This is a genomic window from Candidatus Zymogenaceae bacterium (genome assembly GCA_016931225.1).
Lineage (GTDB): Bacteria > Desulfobacterota > Zymogenia > Zymogenales > Zymogenaceae > JAFGFE01.
Genome location: JAFGFE010000006.1, coordinates 115,200 through 133,904, shown reverse-complemented (window position 1 = coordinate 133,904; position 18,705 = coordinate 115,200). Strand labels below are relative to the sequence as shown.

The window sequence follows — 18,705 nt, the reverse complement described above, 5'->3', positions numbered from 1 at the left end:
CAATGACGAAAAGAAAATCCAATGGGAAGAGGATTTTATTTGCAGGGGTGAACCTACTGGGCGACGGCCTCTGTACGACCCAGGTTGTGAGGCATGTCCGGGTAAATCATCCGGACTGGCAGATCACCTACGTGGCCCAGAACGAGCCGATCAGCCAGTTTTTGGATGGAAATCCGCACATCGACCGGGTGATCTACGAAAGCGACCGGGACAAGATCAGGAGCATGCGGGGATGGGGCAACTTCACCCGGAAGCACCTGTTTAACGTGAACCATGCGTTCCGCGTGGGGACGTCGCGGGGGCTTCACATGACCCAGGCATACGGTGAGGTATACGGCGTTGATATCTCGTCGCGTCGGCCGGTGCTCCTGGTGACCGACGAGGAGCGGGAGAAGGCCCGGGAATATCTGCCGGACGGGCCGTATGTCTGCATTTCGTCTCACTCCTGGTCGTCGAGCGTTGACATCCCCGAGGATCGGGCGGGAAACAAGCTGTGGGGCGTCTCGAAGTGGCGGCGGCTGTTTCCGATGATACGGGAGACGGGATATGCCGTGGTGAGTCTCGGATCCAACGCTGATCCGAAGTACGACATGCCCGGGATAATCGAGCTGCACGGCCTTCCCATCAAACAGGTGGCGGCCATCCTGGAGGCGGCGGACGGATTTGTGACCATCGACAACGGATTGGCGCACCTGGGAGCGGCGGTGAACGCGAAAATGGTGGAGATTTATCCGGAATGTCTGCCGGAAGAGTGGGTGAAACCGCACACTGATTACGTTCGGATAGTGCGGGGATACCCCCCGGCGATATCGCCCCTGTCCGTTATGGGGGCGCTGGAGGAGTTAATCAGTGAAGTTCAGCGATGTAATAGCGGAGGTCAGGCGGCGCATTGACGACGAGCCAGACAGCACGCCGAATGATTTCCGCCTCAACTACACGGACGACCAGATCAAGAGCCTCATCAAGAACGCCATACCGGAGCTCACGGTTTTCAGGGAGCAGTGGGGGCGAACGATCCGAGAGGACCAGTTCATGCCCTGGCGTCCGCCTGATTCCGACGACCTGGGAATCAACCCTCTGCTGTACCAGGATTACGACAATGTGACGATCGACGATATTCTTTCCCTGGACGACCCGGCGGCATCCGGATACATCGTGACGTCCCCGGAGTACACGGCGATTTCGGCGGCGGAGGCGGCGGATCTCCGGGATCACGACTTCAACTACCGGCGCAACATCTATTACAGGACAAAGAACGCCGGGTATATTTCTCTGTCCGATTACACCGGGGCGGTGCATGGGGAGACCGACGGCGGGTTTTACGCCCGGCGGATCGTGAGTGGGATCGTGTCCGTGAAGGTTGACCTGACGCTGGAGGACGTGACGGCGGGGCAATCGGTGGCGGTGGACATCTCCCTGGACGGCGGAAGCACCTGGGTTTCCAAGGATCTGGACGTGGCGGAAGGGACGGAGATCGACGTGCTGGACTATCCTTCCAGCTCTCTGACGGTGAAACTGACCCTGGGAAGCTCCACCGGGACGTCGCCCGTGGTCCACGACATGAGCGTGGTGATCTGGCAGGCCGACGACCTGGAGAAAAACATCATTCACGTGGTGAAGCTGGCCCACGCCCTCCACCTGCAACGGATGTGGGACCGGGCGAGCGGCAAGGGGAACACGGACCTGGCCGACCGCCTCTATTACCGGTTTGAGCAGATCAAACGGGAGGTGGCGGGCGTGTTTGAGGACGGCGCCCGGCGGCCTGAGACGGTGGGGCCCCAGGTGCACCGGGGGCGGCAGAACAAATACAACAGAAGCTATTTCGGGAGATAGGCGTGAATCCGGACAATATCGCCAATTCCATCAAAGCGTTCCTGGAGGGGCGGGAGTATCTTTCCGACTACACGGTATACCGGGGAGTGCCGGAAGATGAGGCGCTTTCCGTGACCCGCTGCCTGTGGGTGGAGGATGTGCGGGTGAACGCCGACGGGGTGAAAACCCACGTGTTCGGCAACCCAACGGAATCCTTTGACGTGGTGGTGACGGGCGTCATCGAACAGAGCGATTATCAGGTGTGGGATTACGCTCCCCGGGGCGCATTGGCCGACAATCTGCTCCGGGATATGGGCCCCGGAATAAAACTGCCGTATATCAGCGGGGACGTGACGACCGGGAGGGAGATGGACGTCACCGCCATGATTGTGACCTTTCCCAGACGGGAGGAAGTCCGAATAGAGATGACCATCGAGTAGGCCCGGTCGGGAGAGGGGGCACGAGAGATGCAAAGGAGATAATACATGGGTTCGCTACTTTCAAAACAGGAATTTGAGGGCTTCACCGCCGAACGGGTGGTGGTGGTAGCCGCGTCATATACCGGGTCCGAAAATCTTTCCACCGATTTCACCAACGCAAAGGCGGAGCTGGACAAGCTCTTCAACGATCGCTGGTTCGACCTGGCGTGTGACACGGCGGATCAGCTTGCCTACACCATCCAGGACGAGGGGGGCGCAGAGGATTTCATTACCACCTATGGCGCCATCGACGACCGCATTGTGCCGTTCGTAACGCGGCAGAAAAACGGCGTCGGCGAGTTTGTGAAGGTGCCCGAAAGCGAGTACACCGTGAACCGGACTGCGGGGACAATCACCTTTTCCGCCGAGCAGGGGGCGACGGACGTGATCAGGGCGACGGTCTGCGGAAATATCAAAACCGCCAACAACTTTGACGGGGGCGGCTCCATCAACATCACCCAGAACAAGAGCTTTATCCTGGGCACGGAAACCGAGGCGTACAAGTGGACCCGGGACGAGGGGGCCGACCCGAACTTTTCGTTCGATGTGATCGTGGACGTATCCGCCAAGCACAACCTGTTCCCCGGAGAGCAGGCGCTCAAGATGATCTACGGCGACGACTGGACCGAAGCGGCGGCGGCAGCTTCCGGGAACGTGTTTTCCGATCGCATGACCTGGAACCAGCTCATCAAGAACGCCGACCCGTTCTTCTGCTGTTGGGTAATGGTGAGAACGGACACCAGCACGGGAGAAGTGGCCGCCATCGGCGAATTTTACCACGGGTGCGAGATGGACGAGCTGCCGGCGACCAAGGGCATCGGGGACCGGGACGCCCCGGCCACCGTGACGTTCAAGGGGCTGGCGAAGGGCGTCTATCACTTCGGGGGCGTGCATTCGTAACGGCTGTGTGTGAAACCGGGGGCGGTGGTGAAAACCCGCCCCTGTTTTTTTGAAAGGAGAGATATATGGGAAAAACCGGCGATCAGATTAACAGGGTTGCCACTCAGAGGGAGGGGCTGACCCTGACGATAGGTGACAAGACCTTTGATTTGTATTACGACTTCGAGATGCCGGAAACGGTGATCGAAGAGGCGCACAAATACGCCGAAAAGATGACCGAAGAGACAGAGAAAAACGCGACCGACCCCACGGACGGGGATGAAAAGGACCGTCTCTACACCAATCATCTGTACCGGTATCTGGCGGCGGTCGGGTTCCGGGACAAGGACGGGAACCGCGTGTGGGAACGCCCGGAGGACATCAACATGGGGCTCAGGTTCAGCAAGATCAGCACGTTCATCTTGCGGAAGGTGTTGGGGTTGAGCTTTACCGCGGCGGAAGCAAAAAAATAGCCGCCCTCCCCATATTGAAAATCGCCTACAACATGGCGGGTGAGCTGGGGGGGGCGCTTGAAATCATCAGGTGTTTTCACGGTCTCTGGTACGGGCGTGACTGCACGCCGGTATTGACCGCCCGGTGGGCCCTGGTACTCGGGTATTACCGGAAAATGCAGAAAAAGCCGGAAATCTCTGAAAAGGGGTTCTGCGTGGATCATGCCATGATTCGGGAGGACGGAAAGATTATGTACGAGGAAGTTTCCGATGTGTTCGGCGATCCGGATATCCCAAAAATCATAGCACGACTATTCGGGTATGAATGATGTTTACGATAGAGGTGGGGGGAGCCGAACATCTGGATCGGATCGCCGCGAAGATCGAGGCGCTTCCGCACATGACCTATCAGAAGGTGTGTGAGCGTTCCGACGAGATATTCGGGGACATAAGGGAAAAGATGCCGGTATTGACCGGGAACCTCCAGAAATCGGTGACCATCGAGAAAAACCCGGTGACCAGGACCGTAACCATTCGACTTCCCCGGGTCGGCGTGTATAACAATCATCGGGATTACCGCACGACGAAATATTTTACGCGCTGGGGAAACACGCACCGGAGCGTGAGAGAACATAACCCGCCGGAAAAATCCCGGACGAAGAAGATGGGTCTTGCCGTGAAGGCGAATCCAAACGCCGTGAGTGAGGCGAACAAGGACGTATTTCGCAACGCCCTGCGGGATCAGGGGTTTCGCAACATCAAGAGGACCAAAAACGGCTACCGCGCCACGCCGCCGGACAGCTGGCCGTTTTTGAGAGGCGCGGGACGATTGAGATGAGTCAGGACACCGCCAACATACGATTTCAGGTAAGCGGCCAGGCCCAGCTTGCCCAGATATCGAAGGAGCTCAGGCGCCAGACCATACTCCTCAAGCAGATCCGCGCCCAGGGCCGGACGATGATGCAGCCGATGGCCAAGGAGATGAAAACGGCCCGGACGGCATCCCAGCAGCTCAACACCTCCCTTGTCGCCACACAGAAAGGCGTTCGCTCCGTCGGCGTTGCCAGCCGAACCGCATCCACCGCCACCAAAAATATCATCACGCAGGAAACCCTCACCACCATGGGGCGGTTTTCCTCTGAGGTCCGGGGCGGCATTGACAGCCTGAACGTCGCCCGATCTCAGGCATACATGGCCTCCCGGGATTTTGCCCTTCTTTCCCGCACCATTGCTGAACAACCGATTCGCTCCCTCAAGCTATTCGCCAACACCACCGCCCTTGCGAGGATGGGCATAACCCGGACGGCACTGGCCACCGCCGCCCTTCGGGAGGCGTTGAGTTTTGTGGCAGCGTCCCGGTTCGGCGTGATCGCCGCCGGATTTGCCGGAATCGCCGCCGCCGGGATGGCGATCCGTGAGACCGTTGAAGCGTTTCGGGAGCTGGATGAGCAGGTGCGGCGGGTGATGAGCACCATGGTGTTTGACACAGAGGTGATGACGTCGTATGCGAAGGTGCAGCGCGAGATCGCCCACGAGATGATTTCTTTCGGGAAATCCGCGGAAGATGTGGGGACGGTATTCTGGGAGCTGAAATCCGCCGGGCTTTCCGCCGCCGATGCAACGAATCTTCTTGATACCAACCTGAAACTCCTCTACACCGAAGTGGACGACATTAGCACGCTCACCCGCATGACCGCGGGCATCTGGAGAAGCTACCGCGAGGAGCTGATGGCGACACGGGACGCCACGGAAGCCGCCGCATACATGGGGGATATCCTTGCCTACGCCATGAACCAGTCTCAGGTTGACGCCGATTCTCTGACCCAGGGATTCAAGCACTCCACGTCTGCGGCGCTGGCCGCCGGTATCGCCTTTGAGGACCTGACGGCCATGCTCATGGTGCTGAATAACGAGATGATCATGGGCGGCATGGCCGGGCGGGGCGTGAGAGTGAGTATGAGCCAGCTTGTGCAGGACATGGAATTTCTCGCCGATCGATTCGACCTGGTATATGACAAGTCCCGCCCCCTGGGGGAGCAGATCATCCCAATCCTGGGCCAGCTCCATGAGACGATCGGTGATGATGCGATGGCCATGGAGGAGTTCGGGCTGTTCATGGAGAAATTCGGACTCCGCGGCGCGCCTTCCATCATGGCCCTGGTGCGGGAGTTCGATCAGCTCAACGAACACATGGACGCCATGAAAACCGGGGAGATCGAGGGATCCCTGGACGCGATTGCGAAAACGAACATGGAGGCCTTCAACGCCCAGTGGGAGCGGTTCAAGAATACTGCGAAGATATCGGCGGCGTATCTTTCCGACGATCTAATGCAGGGGCTCAAGATTGTGTTTGAAGGCATCAGTGACATCGCGGAGGTGTTGACGGCGCCCCTGCCCGAGAGCGGGATTGTTAAGTTCTTTGCGGATGCGGCTGAGGTGGGCAGGATGTTCGGAAAGCTGTTCGGGCCTTCCACGACGCTCGGAATGATGGGGAAGAGCCGGGGGCTTGTGGAGATGATATTCGGCAAGGAGAGCGATGAGATTTGGGCTGATTTCAAGTCTCTGTTTGGGTTGATCCAGAAGGAATCGAAAGACACCGCTGAGTATATCAGGGAGGTCTCGGAGGAGACGGCAAGCCTGGGGGTCGGTATCGGGTCGGGCGATTTCGGCGGCCGCGGGCGGACCGGAGACGCATATATGGCGGCGAAAACCACCCTTGAGGATATGCTGACCATCTATGAGCGGTATAACGTCATGGTGGCCGACGGAAGGGAGGACTGGGAGCTGATAACCCGATACATGGAGCAGGTGCAGGAAGACATAAAGGCCACCGAGACGGTGATGAAGGGAATCGACAGGTCCACGGAGGAGGGGATAGACGCCTGGGACGAACAGATGGACGCGCTGATCGGCTACAAGAAGGAGTACGCCGATCTTTCGGAGATGATCAGCGAGAGAGGGGAGAAGGAGCGGAAAATCGCAGAAGAGCTGAAGGCCGATTATGCCAATCTGAAAACTGAGATGGCGGACTTCGCCCTCGAAACGGGGAAGATCGACAGCGGCGCATACCTGGCGTTTTTGAAGGAATCCCGGGACGCTGTTGTGGGAACAATGGCCGATATTGGAGACCGCGAGAGCAGCGAGTTTTATGATGCGGTGCGGCAATGGATGGACCTGGAAAGGGAGATATACCGCACCACCCAGGATATTACCGAAGAGAAGCAGAAGCAGCTTGAGGAACAGAAAAAACTCAACGCAGAGGCCGCCGAGACCATGGCCACGTTCGTCATGAAGGGGGGCGATCTGGACGAAGGGTCGCTGCGCCGCCGTATCAGTTATTTAACAACGGAGAAATACCGGGTCGAAAACGAGAGCCCCGAAGCCCAGGTGGAGATCATCAAAAGCCTCATCGAAGCCTATACGGAGCTGGGTGAGGTGACCGGGACCGATTACTTCAAGCCGGCGCTGCTGAGGGAGCTGAACGAGGAGCTGCGAAAGACCAAGGAGGAGGACACCGCCATTGTTTCCGAGCTCAGGACCGTCGGGGAGATGATGAGCAGCGTATTCGGGGAAACCGGCACCATCACAACGGCGAAGAACAATCTTGCCGGAATGAAAACCCCCCTGGATGAGATAGCCAATACGATTGAGGGGGGGGTGAAAGGAGGCATGGAGGGCGTCAATGCTCAGGCGGTCGCATTCAGGAACAATCTCATCGCCGTGAACGAAGAAGTAGAAAAAATCAAGAAAAACCTGTTGTCTATCAAAATACCGAGCGTAAGCACGGGGCAAGGGGGGGATTCCGGTTCCGTACAGGAGGCGCTGATGATGGGGGAGTAGATGGTTGACCGGGGGGAGCTGGAAGAATATCTGTGGGGCCTGATTGAAAGGAGAAAGGCTGTTGCCCGGGAGAGGGAGCGGATTTTTGCCGAGTATAATCGCACCGTATATGACGGGATGGAGATACCGAACGGCTGTATGCACGCCCCGAAGCCGCCCGGGCCCTGGTACATCGAGCAGATGAACGGCGCCCTGGAGGTGCGGTTTGACGTGCCGGACGGCTGGGTGGAGGACAACGATTCCAGGGCGTTCTTCGTGACCGATGACGGTTTGGAGCCGGTGGAGGTCTTTTTCAACGACGAGCGTTCGGAATTTCCGGGCGCGCTGACCGACATGCTGCTGGAGCATACCTGGTCTGAAATCCGCGTGACCGACGATTACGCCGCCCTGGTGACCGACGCGGTGCTGGCCGAGAGCGAACCCCCCGGCATGGCGACGGTGGTGATGACGGTGAAGTGGGAGAGGATCTGACATGCTGTATGCGAATGAAGATATCAAATCAGGCACCTACATCGCCCGGCCGGGTGCGGCGGAAGGGGACCGGATATGCTTCGTGACGGCTCCGCTCTGGGAGGATCGGCATCTGCATGTGCTCAGGATCGGTTCGAAATTCGAGACGGTGGGGGGCGGCGTTCATCGGCAGTCGTATTCTCGGTCTGCGATCGGGCTTCCGATAACGCTCGCGGGAAACGAAACCGACGGGTTGATCTGGGCGACAGGCGTGGAGGCGCTGCGGGAGCTCTTTTCAGAGGGGATCGTGATGGAGTTTTCCGAGGACGACGGTGCAACCACGTATTCCGTGGAGGCGGACTATTCCGTCGATCCGCTGGACATGCGGTACACGGACACCTACAAAAAACGGATGTGCTACGGCACGATACATATGGTGAGGGTATAGGGCATGAGTCTGAACGTAAAGTGGAAGCACGCCGCGGTGGAATCCGGCGGGTCCTCGTGCGGCGGGGCGATTACCAACAATGACATCCGGACGGGGGTCGCGCAGAATCTTTTCCCCGACATCGACGAGGACACCCGCATCGACGGCTGGGAGCTGTATCGAAAGGCGTTCTGCCGGCCGGAGGGCGCGGATCCCTTCGCCAACGGGTGGGTGTATCAGAACCGGATATCGGAAGGGGATGATTATTTCCTGACGCACATCGGCACCGCACAGGACACACAACTGGAGGCGAGCGCCTATTCCGAGTGGGCCGGCGCCGGGGAGCTGGCGGCTTCCGCGAACGTGGGGGCGTCGTCCTTTATCGCGGAGTTCGAGGCGGCGAACACCATCTTTGACGCATCCATGATGTTCCTGCACAACCGGGAAAACGGGAAGTACGAAAGGCTGGTCCTGGCGGAAAGCGGCGGGGTGGCCTGGGACGACACGGAAGCGACCCTGACCGCCGCCAGCGCCGTGACTCAGTACGCCTATCCGGTTAAGACGAGGGCGGGCATGACAGGCACCGAGACCGAGACCTTCAGCCTGGACGGAACGTACCTGACCTTTCGGGTGGACGGGGCATACACCTTTACGGTGTCCTTTACGTCGGCCCACACCACAGCAAGCCTGGTGGCGGCGGCCATCAACGGGGCGGCAAGCGGCGTGACCGGGTGCGAGATCACGGCGGGCGACGACGCGGGGAGGGTGGTGATCACCCACGATCTGTACTACAAGCATCATACCTTCCAGATCATCGCGGGCGACGCCGTGAGCGAGCTGGGGTTCGATACCGATATTCATACCGGGAGCGACGGGACGGTTGTGGCCTGCGGCGTGCCCGTGGGAACGCTGGAGGCTGAGGTCTCGGGCGTCACCATGACCGTGGCGGCGAGCGGCGGGAGCTTCAACAATTCATTGTACCCGATACTGGGCGATCCGAACGGCGCGGGCACGGTGGGCGATTCTTGGACGGTGACATTTACGTCGAGCACGGAAATCTCCATTTCCGGGGCGCTCTGTGGTGTGGTCTATACCGGGCCGATTACCAATAACATTGCCCCGGCGCACTGGGGCGGCGTGTACTTCATCATTCCAAAGGAAGGGTGGACGGGGAGCTTCGCAACAGGCGACACCCTGATATTTGACACCGCCGGCAGATACGCCGGCGTATGGGTGAAAAACATCGGCCCGGCGGCGTGCGGCCGCCAGTCGCCGAATCGATTCGGGTTGAAGGCGGTATGGGATTATTAGACCTGAAGCTCTATTTTACCGTCGATGTAAACGATCCCGAGTACGCCGAGAAGCTGAACGCCTGGCTGAACGAACTGAAGGCCCTGGGGATTTCGCCCGACGGGGCGGTGAAGGATTCCAGGGGGTTGTGGGTGGTCACCGTCCCCGAGAACCCTCAAAAAAAGAGCAACCCGGGGCCGTATGTGATCACCGTGGAAAAGCCGCGGATTGATCCGGGGCTTTATGTTATCACCCTTGACAGCGACGACGAAAAGACGTTGGGAGAAGGAACCCTGACTGAATTTGAAAGCGCCTGGGCCAAGGTGTACGGCGGCGGTGGCGGGGGAGAAAGCGGCGGCGGCACGCCGACGATGGGATACGGCGGAGAAGAAGCAAATGCGGACAAGATCAGCGTGTCGTCGGGGGATGATACCAAAACATTACCGCTGGATGGGAACGACAGTACCTACTGGAAATCCTTGGGGCTTGAGTCGTGGACGACGGTGAGTGCGGAGTGGAGATATCATTTCTCCGGGCCAGTGACGATCACACGCATAGAGTTTTTGCCGGTTTTTGAGACACATAGCTATGTAAAAACTTTTTATATTTTCTGTGATGGTATGGAAGTTTATAGCGGCACGCACCCGGATGACAACAGTCTGGTGGTGGCGAATATTTCCGGGCATACCGGCAATATATGGACGATCCATATAGAGAGAAATTACTTTTCGTCTCCTAACAATATATTTACCAAGATCGGCGAAATACGGATGTACACATAGATGGGAAGCGTGATTTTTCAGGAAAATTTTATCGGGTCGGACATCGGCCTGGCGCATGAGATCTCCGACACCGGGGCGACATACGTATTTTCCGGGGGGTCCGGCCTGATAGCGATCGAGAACGATGTCGGGAACGCCGGGATGCTGGACTCGAAGAAAAAACTCCCCGCATCCTGGAAGATCACCATCGACATGATCCCCACCGAAACCGTGGGCGTGATGGGGGCGGTGGTGGCCGGGAGTGAACAGCCGGGCCTCATGACGCTGGCCGAGTTTCGGGAAAACCGCCGGGTGTGGGCGTGGCGCTGCGGATGGGACGCGGTGCATCTGTGCGTGAGAGACACGTCCGGAGACGTATACGCCTGGAGCCCCGCCGGGGCCTGGACGACGGACACGGTGCCCTTTTCCGCCAGCGGATTTACCCAGGCAGGAATGTTCCGGCTGGTGATGAGAAAGGACGGCGACCGGAAGGTGACGCTGACGCTGTTTGATGACGGTGGCGGCACCCTGATCGAGACGGATCCCATCGAGCCGTACCGGGCGAACGTCCACGAGGACACCTGGTTTGTGGCGGGGTATCCCTTCACCGACGAGCCGTTCTCCACAGGCTACGGGTTTGACGGGACGCAGATTGAGCCGATATTTTGGTGCGTGGATAATGAGTGGCAACAATCGAGTAATGTTTTTTCCCTGGATGATAAATTTATTTTTGATAGTGGCGGTGCCGAGATGAAGGGACGGGTTTGGTCTGATCGAGCACTAAGACTTTCTGGTGATTTTGACGTTCAGATTGATTTTAATTGCTCAACATTGAATGCCGGCACCGGTGCCGTGCGAGCAATAATGTTTTATCTCATATCAGTGAATGATGGTCGTTTGACTGCAAACAATTCGGTTATTATTACGCTTCAAAAATCATCATCGATTCACAGATACTATTTTGTAGTATATGTCGGTGGGTCGTTAGCCGGAGATGAAATAGTAAACACTTCAGACACATCGGGGAAATTACGAATTATTCGGGATGAGGGGACATTTAAGGGATTTTACTGGAATGGGTCATCATGGGTGCAGATTGGAAATGATATCTCAGGATTTAACAATGATGTTGTTTTCATGCTCAGATGCGATTCAAACGCCGCCAGTAATGTATACGAGATCGATAATCTGAAAATCAACTCAGGCACCATCAAGCTGATCAACCGGTCGTGCATCTACGACATGATCTGGGGGCGGACGGTGGTGGAGAGCGCGCCGGCGCTGGAGCTGGTCAACCGCCTGGTGGGGCCCGGCGGCCAGCAGACGCGGCACGAGGGGGGCGATTCCCTGCTGCTGGAGAACGCCATCCGTTCCCGGGCGTCGGCGGACCTGGAGCTTATCAACGACATCGGCGTCAGGTACGACAGCGCGGATCTGCTCCTGGTCAACTCCATCGGCGAAGATACAGAGACGTACACCGCCGACGGGTTCATCTACATCAGCGGCACTACTTACCCCGTAACCGACGGCACGGTGACCGTGGGGGGCGAGACCTATGACGTCATTGATTCGGCGGTGACCATCGACGGCGTGACGTATGCGGTGAGGACGTTCTTCGTGATCATTGACGGGGAGGACTGGACCGACGCCGTGGACTCGGTGGAGCTGACCGAGGCTTCCGACACGGCGCCCAACAGTGTCCGTCTTTCCATTGTTGACGAATATCGGCTGGCGATGGGGCGGATGCGGACCCGGGCGGACAGCGATTTCAGTCAGCCGCGGATCGCCGTGTATATCGATGGCGACCTCTACGACACCTATTTCTGGGACAACGACAACCTCTCGGAGCGCTCCCGGGAGACGACGGGGCGGATCTGGGGGCGGAACCGGGCGGCGCTGCTCTATTATCCCTATGCGTCGAAGATCACGCGGGTCTGGAACGCCGTGACCACCAGATATGCGGTCATCAATGAACTGTGCGATGCGTGCGGTCTTTCTCTGGACTACCGGGTGCCGGACTTTGCGATCCTGGCCGGCGCCCTGGAGGTGGAAAACGAGTATCCGTTGGATGTGATCAAGACGCTCTGTGAAGTGGACGGGTGCTACGCCCGGAGCGGCGGCGGGGACGTCCTGGTGATAAAGGACATGCTGTATATCGAGGAATAGATGGCGAGATACGACGAAAAGGCCGATATCATCCTTCTTGATCAGAAGGTGACCCAGCCGGTGGGGGACAACCGGGTGCGGGTTGAGGACGACGATCGCGGGGTGATCAGCGACGGGAGGCCGCAGATCACGCTGTTTTCCAACAGGAGCAACCTGGACAGCAACGGCGTGGACGCGACCAGGGTGTGGGCCGAGTGCCGGTACGCCTCGGGGGATCGGATATCACCCACCAGCAGGCGGGAGACGGTGACGCCCTACTGGCCCGTCAACGAGATAACGGTGTCCGCGTGGATACTGGAGGACCCCGGAACGCCGCCCCGGGTGTACGTGAAGATCGGCGACGACGAGCTGGGCGACGAGATCCCTGTGGCGTTCTGGGAGGGGAGGAAAATCACCACCGCCGTCGATATGGAGTACGTCGAGCATATCGTGGTGTACGAGGGAACGGAGACGGTGAGCTTTTCCGTGGACCAGCTTGCGGACATCGCGCCGACGGAGGTGCCGGTGGTAAACGGCGTTGCCGAGACGACACTGACCGCCCAGGCGTCCGGCGGCGGGCTTGCCACCGTGACCGGGAACCTGATGGGGGTGGACGATGATCTCGTGATCACCATCAACGACGCGACCGTGGGGGCGATCACCGCGGAAGCAAACCCCGGCAACATCGACATGAATGAGACGTCGCAGATTATTGCCCGGGTGACGGGCCCGGACGATCTCCCGGTTCCGGACGGTAAGAATGTCTATTTCAGCTTTTACCCGGGGGCCGATGTGATCGGAGTCCTCTCCGCGGCCAGCGCCCAGACCCAGACGGACACCATAGAGAACGAGGAAAACTGGAGCGCCAACGACATCACCGTCAACACCTATTACCCGATCACGGAGCTGATATCCGTGCGGACCACCAAGGATGAGAGCGGTTACAACTTCGCGGATGGGGCGACGGTGGACGGCAATACGATCATCCTGGATGAGCCGCTGTGGGCTTTGGGGGACGACGGCGAGCAGGTGGCGCTCTCGAAGATGCTCTGTTATGTGACCTATGCGACCGGGGGGATCGCCACGGTGGAGTTTGACCCGTCGAAGCAGGGGGAGGCCGTGGTGGTATGCCGGGCGGGGCAGGAGTCCTGCGTCTGTTCGGTGGTCGTCGGGACGGACGGGACCGGCGTGAAGGGGACGTCCGCCGGCGGCGGATCCGGGAGCGACGACGAGGGCGCTGAGGCGGGGCTGGGCGAGTGGCGGGAGACGTTGATTGGGCCCGGGGAGTTTACCTGGACGCCGACGGAGAAGAAGCGCGTGATATCGAACCTGCTCCAGAAGCCGAACGACGGCGAGGAGCTGGAATACGAAATAGTGAAGAGCGATCATCTTTCCATCCGGGTGGATCCGATCAGCGGCATGTATTACGCGACGGTCTACGGAAAAACCATCGTCACCGGCGAGACGCAATACGGCATTGCCGAGCCCTTTGGCGGGAAGATCCTGGTGCAGAAAAAGGTGGAGGGAGAGGGTGAAACCACCTTTCCGCCGCTGCCCGGTTGCAGCGTGATCATCGCGTGGGAGCAGTGGGGTGAAATGCCTGGATGGAAAGATGATCCGGATGCAGTGGAAATATGTCCGAAAACCGATACCGACGGCATTACGAGGTTTACAAACGGGCGGGTGGGAACCCATGAAGTTCTGGTGACCGACAGGGACGGTACACAGTACGAGCCTCAGAGCATCAGCATCAGCGAGTATGACGTCCTGACCGGGGAGATTCCGCTCGCCCAGAAATTTTATGTGGCGAAGGCGCGGGCGTCATATCTTGATTATGACATCCAGGGGGTGCCGGTGACGTATCACGGGATTATCCGCTGGCGTATCAAGCGGGAAGGGGCGTTGTTTTAACGATGGCAATATCCGTTGAAGTGGTCCTGGGCGACGGCACCAGGAGGATGCACTCGATTACCGACGCGCTGATTGCGAACGAGGACGTGGCGTTTCGCCGGGGGCTGGCGGAGCTGCGTTCCCAGTGGTATGTGGCGGTCACCCGGACGCTGGAGGTGCCCTTTGCGGCGGCGGACACGGAAGGGGACGCGGTGGAGATCAACAACCCCCGGATAGGCGTGACGGCGAACGGGGTGATCAGGCGGGTGACGAAAACCATCACGCAATCGTCCCGGACCATGACCGTTGATGTGGAGAGCTCCCGGAGGTTTGAGTGATGCGGGTGAGAGATGTCCGGCACATTGCCCGGCAGGAACAGTATGATCAGTATGACACCGGTGAGGTCCTGAGCGTGGATGCGGACGGGAGAATCCTTGTACGGAAGCGCAGCGGTCTGGAGGTGACGGTGGTGAACGCGTCGGGGGAGGCGCTGTTTGCCGGTATGAACGTGCGGCTGGTGAAGGAACACAGGGACGGGAGGTGGTCCATCGTGGGGAGGACAGATCGGAGAACGGCCGAGACGGTGGTGCGACATGGATAACGGGGGGGCAACATATGAACGGTGATACGCTGACGGCCCGGGTGGGCCGGGTGGAGGACTGCGTGGATCGGATATCCGCGGATGTGAGCGAGATGCGGGGGCGTCAGGAGGAGCGGGACGCCGCCACGGAGCGACGTCTCAACACCCTTGAACAGGGAATGGAGCGGGGTTTCGGCAAGCTGTTTGATAAGATCGATGAGATGAGAAAAGATTTTTCCGATTACAGGGAGCAGCGGGCAGGGCTGAACGGCAAGCAGGATACAACGCTCGCCGTTTTGAAAGACAGGATTTCCCTTCGGTCCACCCTGATTATCGCCGTTGCCGCCGCGTCGCCCGGTCTTGTGTCCGCCGTGATACTGCTGATACAAACTTTTGGAGACAAGTAACATGCACGAATTGCTGGACGAAAGCCGGTGGCCGCATATCTATGTGTATGAGATTGCATGCCGGTGCGACAACGAGCTGTGCCCCTACAAGACCCGGGAGCAGATCATCAACGTGATTGATCCGCGCGTCCTGGACTTCTATGAACGACTGCGGGCGCATCTGGGGGGACGGCCGCTTTCCATCAACAGCGCCATACGGTGCAGCCCACACAATCATGCGGTGGGGGGCGTGCGGTATTCGCCTCATATGGTGTGGAAGCTGGGAACAAAGGACGGAAAGAAGCAGGCGTATGCCATCGATGTTTCCATCATCGGACATTTCTCTTCGCCCCGCCAGATGCGGGACGAGGCGCGCACGCTGGATCCGGACGTCCGCATCGGGTGGAAGAAATACAACACCTTCTGCCACTTCGATTTCGCCTTCAATCACCCGTATATGGTGCATGAGGAGATGCGGCGTAACTGGGTGAGGGGAGGGGAATGGTAGCTGAAAAAAGCGGGGTGAGGCAGCGGTAGCCTGACGGTCTCATGAGCCGTAATGCGGCGGTTCAAATCCGCCCCCCGCAACCAGATAAATACCCCGGCGAATATGCCGGGTTTTTTTGTGAAAACATGGAGGACGATATGTTGAAGAATCTTGTGGGATCGATACTGAGGACCCTGGCCGGCCTGGCCGTGCTGGGGCTGGTAACGGCGTGGCTGCCCGGGTGGACGTTCATCGACTACCTGGTGGCTGCGGTGGCCGTGTGCGCCGCTGGGGCCGCGGATTTCTACCTGGACCGGGAGCCCCGGGATGTCATTACATTGTACTACGCGGTGAAGCGGGCTGTGACCGTCGTCGTGTTCGGTGGGTTCATCCTGGGATTTTTATATGCGCTGATGGCGCACGCCGGGTGGAGCCTGTGGTGCTACTTCATGATACTGATCGCCGTGGCATGTGTGGGGGCGGTTGATTTCTTTTTATGGTGGCTGCCGGAGAAATACGGGGGAGATGAATGAAAAAGGTCTGGAAGGCGATAGGGGGGCGGAAATTTCTCGCCCTCCTGCTGGCCTGCGGGGTGTATCTGTATACGAGGGAGTTTGCCTGGAGCCTGACCGCCGTTTTCGGTTTCTATATGTTCGCAAACGTATTGACGAAATACCCTGCCGTGCTGGAAAAGGTGTTGGGGAAAATGATGGGGGCGTCCGGTGACGAATGACGAGATGAGAAGGCGGCTGGCCATGGCGGAGCGCGCACTGCATGATCTCGGGTATGGGCGGTGCATTCACTGCGGCGGATGGGAGAAACGGCACGATCTGGACTACACCAGGGACCCCATGCCGACATGCCGGAGGTGTCTTGTCGTGAAGTTTAAGCGGGCATCGTAACGGTGGAGGTAACATATGAAAGGATGGATTGCGTGGATCGTCGTCGGGGTTGTGCTGACGGTGGGCATCGCTGTTGCCGGCTTTTTTCTGTTTCGGCGGGATCTGTCGAGACCTGAAATCCCCGGTCATACCGTCTACAACGTGATCGACGACGCATTTTATGAACATTATCAACCCCCGGAGGCGGGACATGAGGACGATTATATCAACCATCTTGTTGATGAGCTGTATCGTGACAGCGGCGTGTATGCCGGTGATGGAATACGTTGACTATGACGTGATGGCGGGAGACCTGACGCGCCATTATGTAGAAACGGCGAACAGCGATTATATCGGTCCGGAGTACGTGGCGGACGGCGTGCTGACGGAAGAAGGGAAGGCGGCGCTCAGTGAGGTGCTGCTGCGGGCGAACGTGGATCGGGACCTTCTGGTGGTGGCCCTGGCCGAGAACGAGGCGCTGAAAGAGGTGGTCAAAGAGATGGGGAAACGGGAGGCCATGGCCTACCTGAAAGGGATGGGGCTGGGCGCGGTTTTCGCCGCCCTGGCGGTGGTACTGATCCTCCTGGTGGAAGCCGACGTCGGATTGCAGACGGCATGATATCCGTTAAGAGAGGATTTTTTGATTGACTGCCGATGTTTTTTTATGTTACACTCTTTCCAGAATATTGGAAAGATCACGATCCGTGTAAATCGTTATTTTTTTGGTCATAATGTAAACGATCACGACGATGGAGATTCGCAAACTTAATACAATTCGTGCTATCGCGGCGCTCATAGTTTTCGTTGGTCACTACAGCCATCAAGCGAAATTGTTGGTAAATATTTTCGGAAACGGCTCACCTCAAATAGGGGTGATGCTCTTTTTTATCCTCTCTGGTTTTTTGATGTCATACCTCTATATGAATCGAGAATTCGAGTTAAGAGAGGTGAGGAATTTCGCCGTGGCGCGGTTTGCGAGAGTGTATCCGTTATTTTTGTTAATTGTGGTGTTTGCGTATTACTCCCACTTGATAGGCGCGGGTACGGTATATAGGGTTGATTCGTTTTCCGGTTTCGTTGAAAATCTCACGCTTTTAAATTGCCCGTCGGTGTTGTGGACTGTGCCGATTGAAATACACTTCTATTTTTTCTTTGTGCTTATCTGGTGGTTCGCGTCCAAACGATGGCTGTACGCCATGTTTCTTATGATTGCAGTTTTCTACGTTGTAACGATTACCGGATACCCCACATTCAAAGGATCCCTGTTGATTGATTACCATGTAGTGTTTCCACAGTTTTTTCCGTTCTTCTTTGCCGGGGTGATCTTCGGACAGCTCTATCGAAACTGGACCCCTCGAATGAAAAGCGGAGTATTCGTTTCCGCCTTATTAATTGTCCCCGTGCTATTTCCCGGTGTGTTCGGCCCTGTTTTTAAAACCTATCATAATATGTGGGAGGGGGTTCTGTGCCTGCTCTGTCTCTCGTTCGTCTTTTTCGTGATTCTGTTTTTCGTTCCTGACAACAACCCTATCCTTGCAAACAGGTTTGGTGATTATCTCGGGAAAATATCTTATTCGATGTATCTGCTTCATTTGCCCGTAGTAAATATGTTAAAAAACCCCGCGCGTGACATGCCGGTGCTTTTCTTTTTTATTTGTCTCGCCCTGACGATCGGCATTTCGGCGGCATCCTATCACTTCATCGAAAAACCCTCACGGAATGCGATCCGGGGGCGTTTCCTCGTGCAACGACCGGAAAAGGGAAAACAGCCGTGCAGCAGAAAACAACCATCATCTGCCCTTTCTGCTCCTACCCCGAGCGGATAGACCCCGTGGGGATCCCCACAGACTGGCAAGCCCGGGTGATCTGCTCCAAGTGTTTCCACGAATATGTGATCTGGAGGGAGGGCGGAGAGATCATGATGGAGGAGGCGGTTACCTGATATC

Annotated in this window: 25 protein-coding genes and 1 tRNA gene; all 26 read left to right on the top strand. The window is 57.8% G+C overall.

The window, feature by feature from the left end:
- Positions 1–2 precede the first annotated feature (2 nt).
- The 26 genes from JW885_02850 to JW885_02725 all read left to right on the top strand — a co-directional run bounded on the left by JW885_02850 (position 3) and on the right by JW885_02725 (position 18,701).
- Positions 3–893, top strand: a complete 891-nt coding sequence (locus JW885_02850; protein MBN1881087.1) for a glycosyltransferase family 9 protein — start codon at positions 3–5, stop codon at positions 891–893.
- A complete protein-coding gene (locus JW885_02845; protein ID MBN1881086.1) occupies positions 850–1,833 on the top strand; it encodes a hypothetical protein in 984 nt (327 codons plus the stop codon). Before JW885_02850 ends, JW885_02845 begins: the two co-directional genes overlap by 44 nt.
- 2 nt (positions 1,834–1,835) lie before the next feature.
- Positions 1,836–2,252: a hypothetical protein gene (locus JW885_02840; GenBank protein MBN1881085.1), complete on the top strand. Its 417-nt coding sequence runs from the start codon at positions 1,836–1,838 to the stop codon at positions 2,250–2,252.
- Between the two features lie 45 nt (positions 2,253–2,297).
- On the top strand, positions 2,298–3,191 hold the full coding sequence (locus JW885_02835) for a hypothetical protein (GenBank protein MBN1881084.1): 894 nt from the start codon (positions 2,298–2,300) through the stop codon (positions 3,189–3,191).
- 65 nt (positions 3,192–3,256) lie between these two features.
- The gene (locus JW885_02830) at positions 3,257–3,643 is read left to right on the top strand and encodes a hypothetical protein (protein ID MBN1881083.1); all 387 of its coding nucleotides are present in this window, start codon (positions 3,257–3,259) and stop codon (positions 3,641–3,643) included.
- Positions 3,644–3,675: 32 nt separating this feature from the next.
- Positions 3,676–3,951 carry a hypothetical protein gene (locus JW885_02825; GenBank protein ID MBN1881082.1) on the top strand — a complete coding sequence of 92 codons (276 nt, stop codon included), beginning with the start codon at positions 3,676–3,678 and terminating at the stop codon, positions 3,949–3,951.
- On the top strand, positions 3,948–4,460 hold the full coding sequence (locus tag JW885_02820) for a hypothetical protein (GenBank protein ID MBN1881081.1): 513 nt from the start codon (positions 3,948–3,950) through the stop codon (positions 4,458–4,460). The genes JW885_02825 and JW885_02820 overlap by 4 nt, the downstream gene beginning before the upstream one ends.
- Entirely contained in the window at positions 4,457–7,462 is a 3,006-nt protein-coding gene (locus JW885_02815; GenBank protein MBN1881080.1) for a phage tail tape measure protein, read from the top strand. Before JW885_02820 ends, JW885_02815 begins: the two co-directional genes overlap by 4 nt.
- Positions 7,463–7,933, top strand: coding sequence for a hypothetical protein (locus tag JW885_02810; GenBank protein ID MBN1881079.1), 471 nt, complete (start codon positions 7,463–7,465; stop codon positions 7,931–7,933).
- 1 nt (position 7,934) lies between these two features.
- Positions 7,935–8,360 (top strand): hypothetical protein, encoded by a 426-nt coding sequence (locus tag JW885_02805; protein MBN1881078.1) that lies wholly within the window; start codon positions 7,935–7,937, stop codon positions 8,358–8,360.
- A gap of 3 nt (positions 8,361–8,363) precedes the next feature.
- On the top strand, positions 8,364–9,650 hold the full coding sequence (locus JW885_02800; protein MBN1881077.1) for a hypothetical protein: 1,287 nt from the start codon (positions 8,364–8,366) through the stop codon (positions 9,648–9,650).
- Positions 9,638–10,411 carry a hypothetical protein gene (locus tag JW885_02795; GenBank protein MBN1881076.1) on the top strand — a complete coding sequence of 258 codons (774 nt, stop codon included), beginning with the start codon at positions 9,638–9,640 and terminating at the stop codon, positions 10,409–10,411. Before JW885_02800 ends, JW885_02795 begins: the two co-directional genes overlap by 13 nt.
- Positions 10,412–12,556 carry a hypothetical protein gene (locus JW885_02790; protein ID MBN1881075.1) on the top strand — a complete coding sequence of 715 codons (2,145 nt, stop codon included), beginning with the start codon at positions 10,412–10,414 and terminating at the stop codon, positions 12,554–12,556.
- Positions 12,557–14,446 (top strand): hypothetical protein, encoded by a 1,890-nt coding sequence (locus JW885_02785; GenBank protein MBN1881074.1) that lies wholly within the window; start codon positions 12,557–12,559, stop codon positions 14,444–14,446.
- 2 nt (positions 14,447–14,448) lie between these two features.
- On the top strand, positions 14,449–14,763 hold the full coding sequence (locus JW885_02780) for a hypothetical protein (GenBank protein MBN1881073.1): 315 nt from the start codon (positions 14,449–14,451) through the stop codon (positions 14,761–14,763).
- On the top strand, positions 14,763–15,026 hold the full coding sequence (locus tag JW885_02775) for a hypothetical protein (GenBank protein ID MBN1881072.1): 264 nt from the start codon (positions 14,763–14,765) through the stop codon (positions 15,024–15,026). The genes JW885_02780 and JW885_02775 overlap by 1 nt, the downstream gene beginning before the upstream one ends.
- Positions 15,027–15,040: 14 nt before the next feature.
- Complete coding sequence (locus tag JW885_02770) at positions 15,041–15,412, top strand: hypothetical protein (protein MBN1881071.1); 372 nt, start codon at positions 15,041–15,043, stop codon at positions 15,410–15,412.
- 1 nt (position 15,413) lies between these two features.
- Complete coding sequence (locus tag JW885_02765) at positions 15,414–15,899, top strand: hypothetical protein (protein MBN1881070.1); 486 nt, start codon at positions 15,414–15,416, stop codon at positions 15,897–15,899.
- 8 nt (positions 15,900–15,907) lie between these two features.
- Positions 15,908–15,982 (top strand) — tRNA-Met (locus JW885_02760).
- A gap of 54 nt (positions 15,983–16,036) precedes the next feature.
- On the top strand, positions 16,037–16,411 hold the full coding sequence (locus JW885_02755) for a hypothetical protein (protein MBN1881069.1): 375 nt from the start codon (positions 16,037–16,039) through the stop codon (positions 16,409–16,411).
- A complete protein-coding gene (locus JW885_02750) occupies positions 16,408–16,611 on the top strand; it encodes a hypothetical protein (GenBank protein MBN1881068.1) in 204 nt (67 codons plus the stop codon). Before JW885_02755 ends, JW885_02750 begins: the two co-directional genes overlap by 4 nt.
- The gene (locus tag JW885_02745; GenBank protein ID MBN1881067.1) at positions 16,601–16,780 is read left to right on the top strand and encodes a hypothetical protein; all 180 of its coding nucleotides are present in this window, start codon (positions 16,601–16,603) and stop codon (positions 16,778–16,780) included. Before JW885_02750 ends, JW885_02745 begins: the two co-directional genes overlap by 11 nt.
- A gap of 15 nt (positions 16,781–16,795) precedes the next feature.
- Positions 16,796–17,050, top strand: a complete 255-nt coding sequence (locus JW885_02740) for a hypothetical protein (protein MBN1881066.1) — start codon at positions 16,796–16,798, stop codon at positions 17,048–17,050.
- Positions 17,013–17,378, top strand: coding sequence for a hypothetical protein (locus JW885_02735; protein ID MBN1881065.1), 366 nt, complete (start codon positions 17,013–17,015; stop codon positions 17,376–17,378). The genes JW885_02740 and JW885_02735 overlap by 38 nt, the downstream gene beginning before the upstream one ends.
- A gap of 130 nt (positions 17,379–17,508) precedes the next feature.
- On the top strand, positions 17,509–18,585 hold the full coding sequence (locus tag JW885_02730) for an acyltransferase (protein ID MBN1881064.1): 1,077 nt from the start codon (positions 17,509–17,511) through the stop codon (positions 18,583–18,585).
- Positions 18,531–18,701, top strand: a complete 171-nt coding sequence (locus tag JW885_02725) for a hypothetical protein (GenBank protein MBN1881063.1) — start codon at positions 18,531–18,533, stop codon at positions 18,699–18,701. The genes JW885_02730 and JW885_02725 overlap by 55 nt, the downstream gene beginning before the upstream one ends.
- Positions 18,702–18,705: the final 4 nt, after the last annotated feature.

Excerpts from the sequence above, each read along its gene's own strand:
- JW885_02780 (MBN1881073.1), top strand. The coding sequence starts at position 14,449 with ATGGCAATATCCGTTGAAGTGGTCCTGGGCGACGGCACCAGGAGGATG.
- JW885_02815 (MBN1881080.1), top strand. The coding sequence starts at position 4,457 with ATGAGTCAGGACACCGCCAACATACGATTTCAGGTAAGCGGCCAGGCC.
- JW885_02770 (MBN1881071.1), top strand. The coding sequence starts at position 15,041 with ATGAACGGTGATACGCTGACGGCCCGGGTGGGCCGGGTGGAGGACTGC.
- JW885_02730 (MBN1881064.1), top strand. The coding sequence starts at position 17,509 with ATGGAGATTCGCAAACTTAATACAATTCGTGCTATCGCGGCGCTCATA.
- JW885_02805 (MBN1881078.1), top strand. The coding sequence starts at position 7,935 with ATGCTGTATGCGAATGAAGATATCAAATCAGGCACCTACATCGCCCGG.
- JW885_02775 (MBN1881072.1), top strand. The coding sequence starts at position 14,763 with ATGCGGGTGAGAGATGTCCGGCACATTGCCCGGCAGGAACAGTATGAT.
- JW885_02810 (MBN1881079.1), top strand. The coding sequence starts at position 7,463 with ATGGTTGACCGGGGGGAGCTGGAAGAATATCTGTGGGGCCTGATTGAA.
- JW885_02835 (MBN1881084.1), top strand. The coding sequence starts at position 2,298 with ATGGGTTCGCTACTTTCAAAACAGGAATTTGAGGGCTTCACCGCCGAA.
- JW885_02825 (MBN1881082.1), top strand. The coding sequence starts at position 3,676 with ATGGCGGGTGAGCTGGGGGGGGCGCTTGAAATCATCAGGTGTTTTCAC.
- JW885_02795 (MBN1881076.1), top strand. The coding sequence starts at position 9,638 with ATGGGATTATTAGACCTGAAGCTCTATTTTACCGTCGATGTAAACGAT.
- JW885_02790 (MBN1881075.1), top strand. The coding sequence starts at position 10,412 with ATGGGAAGCGTGATTTTTCAGGAAAATTTTATCGGGTCGGACATCGGC.
- JW885_02765 (MBN1881070.1), top strand. The coding sequence starts at position 15,414 with ATGCACGAATTGCTGGACGAAAGCCGGTGGCCGCATATCTATGTGTAT.
- JW885_02755 (MBN1881069.1), top strand. The coding sequence starts at position 16,037 with ATGTTGAAGAATCTTGTGGGATCGATACTGAGGACCCTGGCCGGCCTG.
- JW885_02740 (MBN1881066.1), top strand. The coding sequence starts at position 16,796 with ATGAAAGGATGGATTGCGTGGATCGTCGTCGGGGTTGTGCTGACGGTG.
- JW885_02850 (MBN1881087.1), top strand. The coding sequence starts at position 3 with ATGACGAAAAGAAAATCCAATGGGAAGAGGATTTTATTTGCAGGGGTG.
- JW885_02800 (MBN1881077.1), top strand. The coding sequence starts at position 8,364 with ATGAGTCTGAACGTAAAGTGGAAGCACGCCGCGGTGGAATCCGGCGGG.
- JW885_02830 (MBN1881083.1), top strand. The coding sequence starts at position 3,257 with ATGGGAAAAACCGGCGATCAGATTAACAGGGTTGCCACTCAGAGGGAG.
- JW885_02785 (MBN1881074.1), top strand. The coding sequence starts at position 12,557 with ATGGCGAGATACGACGAAAAGGCCGATATCATCCTTCTTGATCAGAAG.
- JW885_02820 (MBN1881081.1), top strand. The coding sequence starts at position 3,948 with ATGATGTTTACGATAGAGGTGGGGGGAGCCGAACATCTGGATCGGATC.
- JW885_02750 (MBN1881068.1), top strand. The coding sequence starts at position 16,408 with ATGAAAAAGGTCTGGAAGGCGATAGGGGGGCGGAAATTTCTCGCCCTC.